9 protein-coding genes are annotated in these 15,047 nt (G+C 40.5%); 2 read left to right on the top strand and 7 right to left on the bottom strand.

Annotated features, from left to right (window positions below):
• Positions 1-19 precede the first annotated feature (19 nt).
• From lysS to xerD, 5 genes are all read right to left on the bottom strand, one after another.
• Entirely contained in the window at positions 20-1,555 is a 1,536-nt protein-coding gene (gene lysS, locus AC3KZC_RS04020) for a lysine--tRNA ligase (RefSeq protein WP_490579636.1), read from the bottom strand.
• 27 nt (positions 1,556-1,582) lie between these two features.
• Positions 1,583-2,681, bottom strand: a protein-coding gene (gene prfB / locus AC3KZC_RS04015; RefSeq protein ID WP_490579635.1) for a peptide chain release factor 2 whose coding sequence is annotated in 2 segments (ribosomal slippage) — positions 1,583-2,605 and positions 2,607-2,681 — 1,098 coding nt in all. Because the reading frame shifts where the segments join, the coding sequence is not laid out codon by codon here.
• A gap of 191 nt (positions 2,682-2,872) precedes the next feature.
• Entirely contained in the window at positions 2,873-4,600 is a 1,728-nt protein-coding gene (gene recJ, locus AC3KZC_RS04010) for a single-stranded-DNA-specific exonuclease RecJ (protein ID WP_490579634.1), read from the bottom strand.
• A gap of 80 nt (positions 4,601-4,680) precedes the next feature.
• Complete coding sequence (gene dsbC / locus AC3KZC_RS04005; RefSeq protein ID WP_490579633.1) at positions 4,681-5,406, bottom strand: bifunctional protein-disulfide isomerase/oxidoreductase DsbC; 726 nt, start codon at positions 5,404-5,406, stop codon at positions 4,681-4,683.
• Between the two features lie 60 nt (positions 5,407-5,466).
• Positions 5,467-6,372: a site-specific tyrosine recombinase XerD gene (xerD, locus tag AC3KZC_RS04000; protein WP_490579632.1), complete on the bottom strand. Its 906-nt coding sequence runs from the start codon at positions 6,370-6,372 to the stop codon at positions 5,467-5,469.
• A 99-nt stretch (positions 6,373-6,471) separates the two neighbouring features.
• Between xerD and fldB the strand changes: the two genes are divergently transcribed.
• On the top strand, positions 6,472-6,993 hold the full coding sequence (fldB, locus tag AC3KZC_RS03995; protein WP_490579631.1) for a flavodoxin FldB: 522 nt from the start codon (positions 6,472-6,474) through the stop codon (positions 6,991-6,993).
• Positions 6,994-7,190: 197 nt separating this feature from the next.
• Here fldB and AC3KZC_RS03990 read toward each other — a convergent pair whose 3' ends face one another.
• Together AC3KZC_RS03990 and AC3KZC_RS03985 are read right to left on the bottom strand one after the other, a co-directional pair.
• A complete protein-coding gene (locus tag AC3KZC_RS03990) occupies positions 7,191-12,881 on the bottom strand; it encodes a hypothetical protein (RefSeq protein ID WP_518525909.1) in 5,691 nt (1,896 codons plus the stop codon).
• A gap of 87 nt (positions 12,882-12,968) precedes the next feature.
• Positions 12,969-13,664 carry a tRNA1(Val) (adenine(37)-N6)-methyltransferase gene (locus AC3KZC_RS03985; protein ID WP_490579629.1) on the bottom strand — a complete coding sequence of 232 codons (696 nt, stop codon included), beginning with the start codon at positions 13,662-13,664 and terminating at the stop codon, positions 12,969-12,971.
• Positions 13,665-13,754: 90 nt separating this feature from the next.
• Between AC3KZC_RS03985 and srmB the strand changes: the two genes are divergently transcribed.
• Positions 13,755-14,981, top strand: coding sequence for an ATP-dependent RNA helicase SrmB (gene srmB, locus AC3KZC_RS03980; protein ID WP_490579628.1), 1,227 nt, complete (start codon positions 13,755-13,757; stop codon positions 14,979-14,981).
• The last annotated feature ends 66 nt before the right edge of the window (positions 14,982-15,047 follow it).

Here is a 15,047-nt window from a genome sequence, read left to right as displayed (position 1 = left end):
TTATTACAATCAAAAACGCTTATTCAGCTTCTGGACGCATGTGTGGAAACAGAAGAACATCTTTAATTGTTGATGAGTTAGTGAATAACATCACTAAACGGTCAATACCAATCCCCTCACCCGCAGTTGGTGGTAAACCAAACTCAAGTGCACGGATATAATCTTCGTCATAATGCATTGCTTCATCATCACCGGCATCTTTCTCTTCCACTTGGCGAGAGAAACGCTCAGCTTGATCTTGTGCATCATTAAGCTCAGAGAAACCATTTGCTAATTCACGGCCACCAACAAAGAATTCAAAACGGTCGGTAATAAATGCATTGTCGTCGTTACGACGAGCGAGCGGTGATACTTCCCATGGGTATTCAGTAATGAAGGTAGGTTGAATTAGTTTATGCTCTGCCGTCTCTTCAAAAATTTCACATAAAAACTTGCCTGGGCCCCAAACACAGTTTTCAGGAATTTTCACATGAAGTTGTTTTGCGTACGCTTTTAACTCTTCAAAATGATTTTCAGGATCTTTGAATACTTCCGGCTTAAAGTCTGGGTTGTATTTTAAAATCGCATCAGACATTGATAAGCGCGTAAACGGTTTACCAAAGTCATATTCAATGGTGTCCGTCACTTCGCCGTCTGCATTTTTAACTGTGTTAACAATTAACGTAGTACCAAGGACATCTTGTGCCACAGTACGCAGCATGTCCTCAGTTAAATTCATCATATCGATGTAATCGGCATACGCTTGGTAGAATTCAATCATAGTGAACTCAGGATTATGACGTGTTGATAAGCCTTCGTTACGGAAATTACGATTAATTTCAAAAACACGCTCAAAACCACCCACAACTAAACGCTTTAAGTAAAGCTCAGGCGCAATACGTAAATACATATCGATATCAAGGGCATTATGGTGAGTCACAAACGGACGAGCTGACGCGCCACCAGGAATAATGTGTAGCATTGGCGTTTCAACTTCCATGAAGTCACGGTCAACTAAGAAACGACGAATGCCATCAATCACTTTAGAACGAATACGGAACGTCTCACGAGTATCCATATTGGTGATTAAATCAACATAACGTTGACGGTATTTGGTTTCTTGGTCAGATAAACCATGGAATTTTTCTGGTAATGGACGTAACGACTTAGTTAATAGTTGATATTCAACCATATCAACATATAAATCGCCTTTACCTGATTTATTTAATGGACCTTTAACAGAGATAATGTCGCCAATATCAAGCTGGCCATATTTTGCTTTAAGATCTTGCTGCGCTTCTTTTGAAGCATACGCCTGAATGCGACCTTTCATATCTTGTAATAAAAAGAATGGGCCACGTTTTGCTAAAATACGTCCAGCAATCGCCACTTCATGGTGTAGTTCAGTTAATTCTTCTTTCGATTTATCACCAAACTTAGCTTCTAAATCTGCTGTGTAATCTTCACGGCGGAAGGTATTTGGATGACCATTGGCCGGGCAGTTGGCGCGAATTGCATCTAACTTGGCACGACGCTCAGCAATTAACTTATTTTCGTCTTGGATTTGATCAGTCATGTTCATAGCTCTTATTTAGCTTGGTGGTTATAGGCCAGATTTAAGGCTGGCTTCAATAAATTTATCTAAGTCGCCATCAAGGACGGCTTGCGTATTACGATTTTCAATACCTGTACGTAAGTCTTTAATTCTTGAATCATCAAGAACATAAGAACGAATTTGGCTGCCCCAACCGATGTCTGATTTTGCATCTTCTTGGGTTTGCTTTTCAGCATTTTGCTTGTGTAACTCAAGCTCAAACAATTTCGCTTTTAACTGCTTCATTGCTTGGTCTTTATTTTTATGTTGCGAACGCTCATTTTGACACTGTACAACGGTATTGGTTGGCAAGTGAGTGATACGTACCGCAGATTCTGTGGTATTTACGTGCTGACCACCTGCGCCTGATGCACGGTATACGTCAATACGTAAGTCAGCCGGATTAATATCAATTTTAATATTGTCGTCAATTTCTGGGTAAACAAACGCAGAGGCAAACGAAGTGTGACGACGACCGCCTGAGTCAAATGGGCTTTTACGGACTAAGCGATGAACGCCCGTTTCGGTACGTAACCAACCATATGCATATTCACCTACAATGCGAACTGTAGCGCCTTTAATACCAGCGACATCCCCATCAGTTGCTTCAACCAATTCAGCTTTAAAGCCTTTGGCATCAGCCCAGCGTAAATACATCCGCAGCAGCATGTTACACCAATCTTGTGCTTCCGTGCCGCCAGAACCCGCTTGTAAATCTAGGTAGGCATCATTTTGGTCAAAATCGCCCGAAAACATACGGCGAAATTCTAGCTTTTCGAGTTTTGCGACTAAATCAGCCGCTTCTTTTTCAGCTTCGTTAAAGGTATCTAGATCTTCAGCTTCAATGGCTAATTCAATCAAGCCTTCAACATCATCTGTGCCGGCATCTAGTTCGTCAATGGTTTCAACTACCGTTTCAAGAGCGACCTTCTCACGTCCAAGCGTTTGCGCTTTTTCAGGATCATTCCAGACGTTTGAATCTTCTAATTCACCGTTTACTTCTTCTAAACGCTCTTTTTTATTAGGGTAGTCAAAGATACCCCCGTAAAAGGTCGGTACGTTCGCGGATGTCCTTGATTTGATTAATCACAGGATTCACTTCAAACATGTATTTACTCCAAAAAACAAAACAACAATGAGGCCTTTTTAGTCTAAAAGACGAATAAATAGGACTTAGCTATCAAATCGGCGAATTTTAGCAAAAAAAATCTACTTTGGTCAGCTTTAACCCGCTTTTTTTAGCAATAAATTAGAACTAAAAAATGCGAACACTATTTTACAGCTTAAAAAAGACAGAGCTTAGCTGACCCCTTGGAGCTCACGCACTAATAACTGCAAACTAAATTTGCCACGAAATTCGTTAATATCGAGTACAAACGCAGCATGAACCTGCGAAACAGCCACATTTGGCCAGCGCTGTAAATCAACATTAAATGCAATGGCATCGAGCAATAAACCACTTTGGTGTTTAAGCACTAGCTTTAAATGTTTTTCACCCACCAAACGCTGCTGAATAAGCATAAAAGTATCGGCAAAAACAGGCTCTGCAAAGGCTTGCCCCCAAGGACCTGATTGTTTAATCAGCTGGGCAAAATCTAAGGTATAACATTCACTGGGGAGCTCACCATCAGTAAGCACTAAACTTTGTTTATGTTCAGGCGTTAAAATTGCACTGACGGCATGTAAAAAAACAGCTTTAAAGCGCTCAAAGTTATTTGCCTGAATCGACAACCCCGCCGCCATAGCATGCCCGCCAAATTTAATAATTAAATCAGGATGCTGTGTATTAATGGCTTCGAGCACATCACGCATGTGTAAACCTTCAATCGAGCGACAAGAGCCTTTTAACTCGTCGTTATCGCCCAAAGCAAAAATAATCGTGGGTCGATGGTACTTTTCCTTTAAGCGCCCTGCCAAAATGCCAATCACCCCTTGATGCCAATCGTCTTGATATAAACAGACCGCATCGGGCACGCTTTGCTGCGCTTTGAGTAATTTATCAAGCGCCACTTGCGCCTCCACTTGCATGCTTTGTTCGATTTCACGGCGCTCGACATTTAAACTATCAAGCTCACCGGCTATGCGTTTAGCATGATTTATTTCCGAGCTTAACAAACATGCGATCCCTAAACTCATATCATCTAAGCGCCCTGCTGCATTGAGCCTTGGTGCCAATGAAAAGCCAAAATCAGACGCACTTAAGCGCGCAGGCATGCGTTTGGCCACTTCAATTAACGCAGCAATTCCTGGGCGAGTTTTCCCTGAGCGAATACGCGCTAATCCTTGGTGTACCAAAATACGATTATTAGCATCCAATGCCACCACATCAGCAACCGTACCTAAAGCCACTAAATCAAGCAGTTGAGCAATGTTCGGTTCTACTTGGCCTAAATTGGCAAACCATTGCTCGGTGCGTAAATAATGGCGTAGCGCCACCAGCAAATAAAAAGCAACCCCTACGCCCGCCAATGATTTTGATGGAAAATTGCAACCATGCTGATTTGGATTAACAATGGCATCAGCAGGCGGCAGATGCTCTCCCGGTAAATGGTGGTCGGTAACAATCACTTGCATGCCTGCCGCTTTGACAATCTCAACTCCTGCAACGCAGGAAATGCCGTTATCAACTGTGATCAATAAGTCAGCGCCGAGCGCGACAACTTGTCGTGCCAATTGCGGGCTTAAACCATAGCCAAGCTCAAAACGATTGGGCACCAAATAATCAACATGCAAAAAACCAAACATTTTTAAGCCGCTTACTAAAGTGGCGGTACTGGTTGCGCCATCGGCATCAAAATCGCCTACAATGAGTATTTTTTGCTGACATTTTAATGCGTTGATTAAAATCTCACTTGCCGTATCAATTCCCTTAAGCAAGTTAAAATTTAATAATGAAGCGGCATTATTATTGAGCTCTTTTGAGTGCTTAACTCCTCTAGAGGCATAAATTTGTTTGATCACAGGGTGAAGTTCGACTGGTAAATAGCTGTCATCAACTTTGGCTCGTGCCACAATTTGCTTTTGCATTTAGCCTCTTAACATCAAAATAAAACTTAAAAAACATCAACAAAAAAAGGCCTTTCGGCCTTTTAAATATGAAAACAACCTTAGTTTATGCTGTCTAATTGTGCTTTTAATGCGACAGCAGGTTGGTAACCAGGAATAAGCGTGCCGTCTTCTAAAATAATGGCTGGCGTACCATTAATACCAAAACTTTGGCCTAATTGATAATGTTCGCCAACAGGTGCATTACAACGCTCAATTTTAGCAATTTTGTCACCTGCTTTTGCGTCAGTCATCGCTTTTAATTTATCGCTGGCACACCATACATTCATTAAATCGTTATAACCCTCACTACTCACACCCCCACGCGGAAATGCCAAATAACGCACAGTGATCCCTGCATCTAAATAATCTTGTAATTCACGATGCAATTTGCGGCAATAACCACAGGTAATGTCGGTAAATACGGTAATTTGATGTTTTTCTTCAGGTGCTTTATACACAATCATTGAATCAACATATTGTGCTACACCTTCTTTACGAACACTGCCCAGCGCTTGCTCAGTTAAATTAACGCGATTATCCAAATCAATTAATGTACCTTGAATTAAAAACTGGCCGCTTTCACTGGCATACATCACGCCTTTATCGGTTATAAGCTCTTTTAAACCCGCGATTGGGCTTGGTTTGATGTCTTTAACCGTAAGTCCTAGCGCTTTAAACTTAGCGACAATTGGATTTACTTGTGCAACGTCATCACCGGCAACAACACTTGGGGTGGCCATTGAACCAAAAGACGCTAAAGCTAAAGCCAGTATTAATTTTTTCATATCATTCTCTTTAATATTATTGCTATTTACTAAGACCGACTCACAGCCTAAATAATTCCATTACGCTCTAGGATGATGCGCTTGATGGAGCGATTTTAACCTTTCTTTGGCCACATGGGTATAAATTTGCGTGGTAGACAAATCACTGTGGCCAAGCATCATTTGCACCACTCGTAAATCTGCACCGTGGTTAATTAAATGAGTGGCAAACGCATGACGCAAAGTATGAGGCGATAATTCAGACTCAATCCCAGCCACAATCGCATAATGCTTTATCCGATGCCAAAAGGTTTGCCGAGTCATGCCAATGCCTCGCTTCGAAGGAAAGACAAAATCAGTGGCATGTTTTATCAATTGTGGCCGCCCTTCTTTGATAAAACGCTCAATACAATCAAGCGCTTCTTCACCCATAGGCACAAGCCGCTCCTTATTCCCTTTACCTTTAACAAATACAACCGCTTGGCGCAAGTTTATTTGCTCAATCCGCAACCCAACCAACTCACTAACACGCAAACCAGTGGCATACAATAATTCCAGCATTGCTTTATCACGCAGCCCAATCGGCTCTTCTAAGTCAGGAGCATCTAATAGCCGCCCCACTTCTTCTTCCGATAACGTTTTAGGTAAACTTTGCCCTGCTTTTGGCTGACCAATGTGGGTCATCGGGTTGGTAGTTAACTGCTTTTCACGTAAATAATATTGATAAAAGCGTTTGAGTGCACTGACGCTGCGTGCGGTGCTACGCGGCTTAAAACCATTGTCGAGCCGATGCGCCAAATAATACTGCACGTCTTGCTGTTCAACCTCGATAAGCCCTTTAGGCAAAATAAACTCAGCAAACTTAGTTAAATCGGTTCGATAAGCTGCAAGTGTATTTTCGCTGACGCCTTGCTCTAACCAAATAGCATCTAAAAACTGTTCTAAAAAACCATGCGGATCAGTAAACACTGCCTGTTCATCACTCAATTAATTTCCCTCTTTGCGCTGTGGTGAATACCAATTATTCTCATCATGCGGTAGACTGCGCGCCATATCATAACAACCCCAAAAGAAGTGATAAATACCATGAAAATTGGTTTGTTTTATGGCTCAACCACCTGCTACACCGAAATGGCCGCTGAAAAAATGCGCGATATCTTAGGCGCTGAGCTATTACAGTTACACAATATTAAAGATGAATCACTAAAAAACGCTGAAGCGTATGATTTTTTGATTTTTGGCATTTCGACTTGGGACTTTGGTGAGTTGCAAGAAGATTGGGAGTCAAAGTGGGATGATATTAACGAGGTTAATTTAGCCGGTAAAACCATCGCCTTATTTGGCATGGGCGACCAACAAGGATACGGCCAATGGTTTCAAGATGCCTTAGGTATGTTACATGACCAAATCGCCCCACAAGGTGTGAAGTTCATTGGTTATTGGCCCAATAGCAGCGATTACGAATTTGAAAAGTCCAAAGCCCTCACACCCGATGGCAGTCAATTTGTTGGCTTAGCGTTAGACGAAGATAGCCAATACGAGCTCAGCGATGAACGTATCGCCACTTGGATAGAACAAGTTTTAGAACAATATCAAGCAAGCCTCTAACACTCTTTTTATTAGCTATACAATGGACTTCAAGGTTCACGTAGGCGGCAAGCGCATGACTCTCATGAGTCATCGATGCATGAGATTGAGGTGAAGGCGCGCGGCCAACAACCGAGCATCTTAAAAGACGACGGGTATAAAATAAAAAAGCCGTGTATTAATAACAATTAATACACGGCTTTTTTGCTATTTATTCGCTAAAGATCATTAACAGCGTAAGCAGTCAATAAACTTCCTTTGGCAATAAATAATACACCGTTGTCAAGTGCTAATAAATTGCCACCGCTTGGTAAAGTGACAACGGACTGATCGTTGATATCAATAATAAAGGTTTCTGTTCTACTCGCAACAATCACTTTATTAAGTCCCACAACAATATTTGAATAATTAGCAGAAACATCAACCTGCCACATCACTTGACCGTTTAATTCATCAATTTGGACTAAAAAATCATCTTTATAAGCATAAATATACCCCATAGCATGGCTTAACGATCGAGGCGGGTTGAAGTCTGAAACTTTAAAATCATTAATCACCCAACCAGTAGATAGAGTATTTAAATTAAAACGTAACAATTGTTTATCGGTTTGAATAATTAAAGCCTGATCACGGCTATGCGTTACTAACTTTATTGGATCGTTAAGTGCAACATCAAATAGCAACTCATGAGTTAAATAATGGTAGCCTTTAATTGTATTTTTTTCTGAGACTACAACTGTATCGTTTGCGACAACCTGCAACTTACTTTCCAAAGATTTATCAATATCATCTGACTCACCAGTTAATGCTTGAGTATCTGTATTATAAACAACTTCCCAAGAATATCCGGTAATACGCACTTGATTTTTATAAGCAATAACCGTGGACTCATTAGGTGATTTGGAAATATAAGAACCTGTATTGTGAGAAAATTCCCTAACGCCACTTAAGTCTTCTATGTTGAAGACTCTACTGGGAGCTATGGGACCCCATGGGCCATACGAATAACTATCATTTGTATAAAATAACTTATCATTATGTAAAATTGGCAAGGTCAAACGATAGGATTCTTTTTTTGACCTTAATTCATTTCCAGTAACAGCATCAAGCACATATAAAGATCCAAATGAACTATCATACCGTGAACGATTATAATCATGAACCATTACATATACGTTGTTATCTTGAACTAGCAATTGTCGGATATCAGTTCTAATATCCCTGAAAAATGACTGCTGCCATAGCGGCCTAACTTTTGTGGTATCAATATACTGCAAGGTAAAGTTAGTTTTATTGGCATTAGCACCATACATAGCCCAAGGTAATTGCTGCGGCACATCGGTGGCATTAAACAAATCAGTATTTAAATAAAACTCCTGCGCATTAGAAAAGCCATCCGCATCCGAATCTGCATGACCATCTTGACTATCGAGAGGGTTAAATTGGTTATTAAGCTCCCACCAATCACCTAAACGATCACCGTCTGTATCAAATAAAACGGCCGATGTCAGATAGGTTTTAATTTCATCGTAATCCGATAGCCCATCACCATCAGTATCAGCTAATCGAGGTGAAGTCCCAAATGTCGCTTCTTCTTGATTTGATAGGCCATCTGCATCTAAGTCCTGATCAGCATCATTGGCATTAACATTAAGCTGATGGATGATTTCATAACCATCGCTCATGCCATCACCATCACTATCTGCATTATTTGGGTTACTAAAATGAAGAGTAACTTCGGCAAAATCCGACAAACCATCATTATCAGAGTCGGACGAATTAGCTTGAGTTTGGTATTGATTGACTTCTTGTTCGTCGGTTAAACCATCATAATCGGTATCGGCTAACAGAGGGGATGCCGCATATTGCAGCTCATTACCATCATTCAAGCCATCACTATCAGTATCAGCTAATGCGGGGTGAGTCCCTTGTTTAAACTCAGCCAAGTTATTTAAACCATCATTATCATTATCTTGCAAAGCATCACTAGCATCACTATCATTTAATTGATATTGCAACTCCCACCAAGCAGGCAGCCCATCGTTATCGGCATCGGTACTAAACTGATAGTCAAAATCGAGGGTATTTGTTTGGCTATTGTAACTGACAATAACCAAACTATTTAAGTAAGGCACTAATGTAGTTTTTTTCTTCCAAGCGCTTTGGACAATAAACGTCTCCGTTAATTCATCCCAACTCACTAAGCGAGCTGCATAATCCTCCACCTCAACGGCAAATAAACGATTACTGATTGAAATACTCTGTTTTAGCTTTCGTTTAAACTCTTCCGACAGCTTACCTAGCGCCTGACCCGAAGTTAATGAGAATTTTTCAGCGTTTGAATTCACTAAATAATTAAAAGCGGTATAAAGCCCTGACAAGTAAGGGCTGTCGTATGGTTTTTTAAAACCAATGCTTTTATCCTCGATAATCGCGCCGCTTTGTGGCTCTATGATAATAAAGTGTTTAGCATCAAGATATAAAGTGTGGTTTTTAGCTGACCAAGTGCTTAAGCTTAAAGAAATACGAGGTTTAATTTGGGGGTTGATTAATGCTGCATCTACATTAAGTAATTGCAGTGCAGTGGTTTCAACAGCCAAAGTATTATTGAGCATTTTCATTGCGTTTATTGGTGCATTAAACTGATAAAATGCAAGCAACTTAGCTTCTGGCTTAGAGACATCAATATAGTTTATTTCACCCCACTCAGAGGCGAGGTATAACCGCTGTAATGTATCGGAATAGGCAATATGTGCCACCTTGAATGAAAACGGTGCATCACTTTTAAAATAGATTGGTGTTAAAAAGCGCTGCTCGGCCAGTGACCATACCAATATCACTTTAGAGTAAAGCAAATAGACTCTATCGCCAGCACTGACAATATCGTTAGGAGCACCATAATTAGGAGCTCCATAAGCACTTTTTGCGTAGTCACATCCCCCATTTGTAGCTTGCTCGCTACTCCAACACATATATTCAGTTGGAAACTCATCAAGCTTTAACCGTGTAGTTGAATCAGCTTGGCTTTTATCTGCATTCCAAAAATCAGGGTAACCGTCTTGGTCAGTATCAACTGATGCCGCAGCATCTAACGGGAATGCATCTTCTTCATTGAGTATGCCATCTAAATCACTATCTGAAGTAAATTCAAACTCTTCAAAAAAGTATCGACCTTTAGAACGATATACAACAGAAACCGTGTCACCTTTAGCTGAAGCTAATGAAATATAATCATAACCAAAGTTTTTCTTGGCGATGACACGGCCTTGCTTATCAATTTTATGTATATCTGCTTCACCACAATTGCCATAATTAGCTACTATAGTTGTATTTGAGTCACTCGAAATAATTCTGCTGCCTAATATGTTATCAGTAAACTTATGCTTATATCGACCTTGTTGCACTAATGTCCCTGCAGAAAATATCTTCCCGTCAATTAAATTTGTTAATTCTTTGCCATCGTCAGAAATTTGAATTGGAAAAGGGGGGATACACCCACCAAGAAACCCATACTCATCAAAATTTTCATTAATACTCAGTGCTGCTTTTATCTGAACATTATCGTTATCAACAAATACAATGTACCGGTTAATCGCAGAGTTTTCTCGATGTACACGATGGAGACCTTTACCTGTAACGGAGTAAACAGATTGTGAATCACTAGGAGAAGGCATAAAGCGCTCGTAACTTGGGTAGGGTTCGGCTTTTTTACCATCATAACTCTTTGCCACGATTTGCGCATTTTTTGATAGTAATGCATACCCTCCCATAGGGTAATAATTATCTTCATTTTGAAGCACCTGCCACTCAAAAAAATAGCTATAATTTGGTACTACCACCTTATTAACAGCTAACAAAGATCCAGAGCTCACTAAGCTTTCAATATATGGTGGGGCTTTGTAATCTGGATTGTAAATATCCTCAAAAATGACTTCATGAAAAGGAAGCACTTGATAGCTCGCGTCGACGGAGTAAATCATTTGTGCTAAGTCTGCAGTTTTTTCAGTAAAGTAGACCTTATTGTGCCCTGCATGATAGACCAAATTAGCAAGTACATATTCTGATTGATGAATCACACTAAAATGCTGATTGATTTTGTTTTGCAGTAATATCCGACTAAAACTAGTAGCAGGATCATCTGTTCTATAATTGAGATTATAAAAATATTCATTGTCGCGCGCTTGAATAATAGAACTTGGGCTATCACCGAGCCAAGTTAGGTAACAGCGACCCGCTTCGCCATCTGTATTTAAATAACAATTATTATCAAGAGGATAACTATCGGCTGTATCAGCTGTGCCATCGTTATCATCATCTGTATCGGCATTATTACCGATACCATCTTTATCTGTATCTACGGTTTCAGTTGGATCTAACGGTAAGTCGTCTTCATCGTCTGGTACACCGTCGTTATCATCGTCAGTATCGGCATTATTACCAATGCCATCCTTATCGGTATCGAGTGTTTCGGTGCCGTCATTTGGAAACGCATCGGCATTATCGCCAACCCCATCATTATCACTGTCTTTTGATTCGCTTGCATCAAGAGGAAAGGCATCATCGGCATCAAGCACACCGTCGTTATCGTCGTCGGTATCGGCATTATTACCAATACCATCTAAATCAGTATCAACAGATTCTGTGGCATCCAATGGAAAGGCATCGTTAGAATCGGGAACGCCATCGTTATCGTCGTCGGTATCGGCATTATTACCAATACCATCTAAATCAGTATCAACAGATTCTGTGGCATCCAATGGAAAGGCATCATTAGAATCAGGAACGCCATCGTTATCGTCGTCGGTATCGGCATTATTACCAATGCCATCATTGTCGGTATCAATGGTTTCGGTTGAGTCTAATGGAAATGCATCGTCCCCATCAAAAATACCATCGTTATCATCATCTAAATCTATTTGATTTGGAAAACCATCAGCATCGGTATCCAGACCTAACGTTTTAGGAGTGAAATTATTAGCCAAGTCACTCAATGCTGATGTATCAAGTCCGGAGCTTAGCAGTACCTGTTCTTGTACCAACAATGATTTGATTTCATTCAGACTAAAGGGGTCTTGGGTCGTAGGATCCCCATCCTTGTCAGAATAAGTGACAACCAAATGTGGGATGGGGGCTTGCTCGATAGTAGTTTGATAACGCGAAACTAATTGGGCATCAAATTGCGATAACTGCTCAGCATAATCAGCAGCTACTAACTTTAAGCTTTCACTTACGCCAACCCCTACGCTAACACTAATAAATTCAAGTAAGGCTGCAAATGCTTCATTTTGCACACGATGACTAAGTAAAGCTGTAAAATCAGATGAAGCACTTAATAAAGGTGCGTCTGTAAATGGGTTATATGTAGTCACTAAACCAAAATTAAGTTTGGTTTGTACCTGCTCAATTGCTTTTAATAGTGCGTCATTAACACTATTACCTTTTAACGTATACTGGTTAGCCACTTGGCTTATTATGGTAGTGAGTGGCGTGGCATTAATGGCTGTATTTGCGGTCAGTTGCTCTGCGCTTAAAATTGAATAAAGCTGAAGTAAAACCGGTTGCTGACCAGTGGTGACATCAATGGTTTTATCATTACTAACTATTTCAATAAGATAATAATCACTTAATGGTTCGCTAACTTGAATATTACTAAAAGCCGCTAATTCATTAGTACTCCCCGAGGTAACTAAGCGCCCTTTAAAGTCAGCTTTGGTGTCATCTAACGCATAAATATTTACAGTAGCGTTTTGCAGTGGCCCTTTTACGGCATAGCCATTTATAGCAAAGCTTTTAACTACCGGCGGTATTGGTGGCGGCGTCAGTGGTGTCGGTTTATCCGAAGATCCACCACAGCCGTTTAAAAAAAGAGCCGATAAAATGACAGGCAATATACGATGAGTTACATTCATCTAATTCAATCCCTTGATTTTAATTTATTATCTTAAAAGAACGAATTTACCATAACAGAAACAGAAACAGAAACAACAGAATATTTTTTACATCTTCAAATAAAAATCTTTACATAACTTTATATAATCAGGGTGATAGGCATCACCTTGATGAATAATCAGTTCGCTCTCTAAGCATGTTTGTTTTAGTTTACTCACTTCTATCAGTACTCTTTTGGCAGCTTTTGCTGTGGTTGTTTTAACTAAGGTGATACGACTTAAACAAAAACCATATTCAATGGCTAATGTGCTTATTTGGTCTAAGCTCTCGGCGGGTAAAACTAAAGCAAGTTTTGCATCGCGTGTGCTCAGGCGATTAAAGGCATTAAATAATGCGGTAAAATCTAAGCTATCGGTATGGCGGGCTGTATTTCGTGCCTCATTGGGGCCTTTTAAACTTCCTTGAAAAAATGGCGGGTTTGACACAACTAAATCAAATGGCTGCAATGTTGAATAGTGTTGAATATTCTGCTCGACGATCTCTATATCAGGCCACGGGCTGTGTGCAATATTCGATTGAGCCTGTATAGCGGCGTTTGGGTCTATTTCAACTGCTGTTATCGTGAGTGCTGGATTACGTTGCTTAAGCATCAAACTAATTAGTCCGCTGCCTGCGCCAATATCAAGTGCATATTTGGCCTGTTGCACATTAGCCCATGCGCCAAGCAAAATACCATCGGTGCCGACCTTCATTGCTGCCCCCTGATGTGCAACATAAAACTGTTTAAATTGAAAACCCGACACACTAACCTCTTATTTGCAACACAATACAATTGGTATAACGAACTAAGCCAAGTATAATAACAGCTAATTGTCCTTTATTTATGATGTCTTATGCAATTTGCCGACTTGGATCTTGATCAAAAAATTCTTAATGCAGTAGAAAAAGCGGGTTATAAAACGCCTACTAGCATTCAACAGCTAGCCATTCCTGAAGCGATGGCGGGTCGTGATATTCTAGCCTCTGCCCCAACGGGCACAGGTAAAACGGCGGCTTTTTTGCTGCCTTCTATCCAGTATTTACTTGATTTTCCTCGTCGAGACCCTGGTTTTGCTCGCGTATTAATTATGACGCCAACCCGTGAATTAGCGTATCAAATTCACGAGCAATGCGTCCTGTTTGCAGCCAATACCCACTTAAAAATTGGTGTAGTCACTGGCGGCATTAACTACGGTAGCCATAAAGACATTTTTGAAAAAAATAACGACATTTTAATTGCGACTCCGGGTCGCTTAATGGACTACATGAAAACCGAAGAGTTTCATGCCGAAAATGTTGAAATTTTAATATTAGATGAAGCTGATCGTATGCTCGACATGGGCTTTCGCAGCGAAATGATGAAAATTTGTGACGAAGCAACAAATCGTCGTCAATGTTTCTTATTTTCAGCGACCCTTGAAGGTGACAGTGTTGAGCGTTTTGCCGATACCATTTTAAACGACCCTGCACTGCTTGAAGCCGAAAGCTCACGTAAAGAGCAAGGTAAAATTCTGCAATGGGTGCATTTAGCAGACTCACGTAACCATAAACTTGATTTACTTGAAGCGATTTTAAAAGCCGAAGACATGAGTAAGGCCATCGTGTTTGTAAAAACACGTGAAAAGCTTGAAGAATTAGTTGGTTTATTGGTCGCACGCGACATTAAAACTGCGTGGTTGCGCGGTGAAATGCCACAAGATAAACGCATGGCAGCGATGGCCAACTTTCAATCAGGCAGAGCCAATATTTTAGTGGCAACCGATGTTGCTGCCCGTGGTATTGATGTCACCGATATTAGCCACGTGATCAACTATGATATGCCACGTAGCGCTGATGTTTATGTTCACCGTATTGGCCGTACTGGCCGTGCAGGCAAAAAGGGTGTCGCTATTTCGTTAGTTGAAGCCCATGACGTAGGAATTTTGAAAAAGATTGAGCGTTATACAGAGCAAAACTTAAAACGTCGCAATATTAAAGGGCTTGAAGCGCAGCATAAAGAAGCGAAGCCACCAGCGAAAAAGAAAAAAGATCCTGTGAAAATTAAAGCGAAAAAGAAACTAAAGAAAAAAGCGAAAAAGTAAGTTCTAAAATCATTGTTTTTAACTAAAAAAGGATCTGAAATCAGATCCTTTTTTATTGCTTAACCA

Source organism: Pseudoalteromonas sp. J2K-J031 (genome assembly GCF_058197095.2).
The sequence above is the reverse complement of the archived record's forward strand: the minus strand, read 5'-3'. Positions and strand labels throughout refer to the sequence as shown.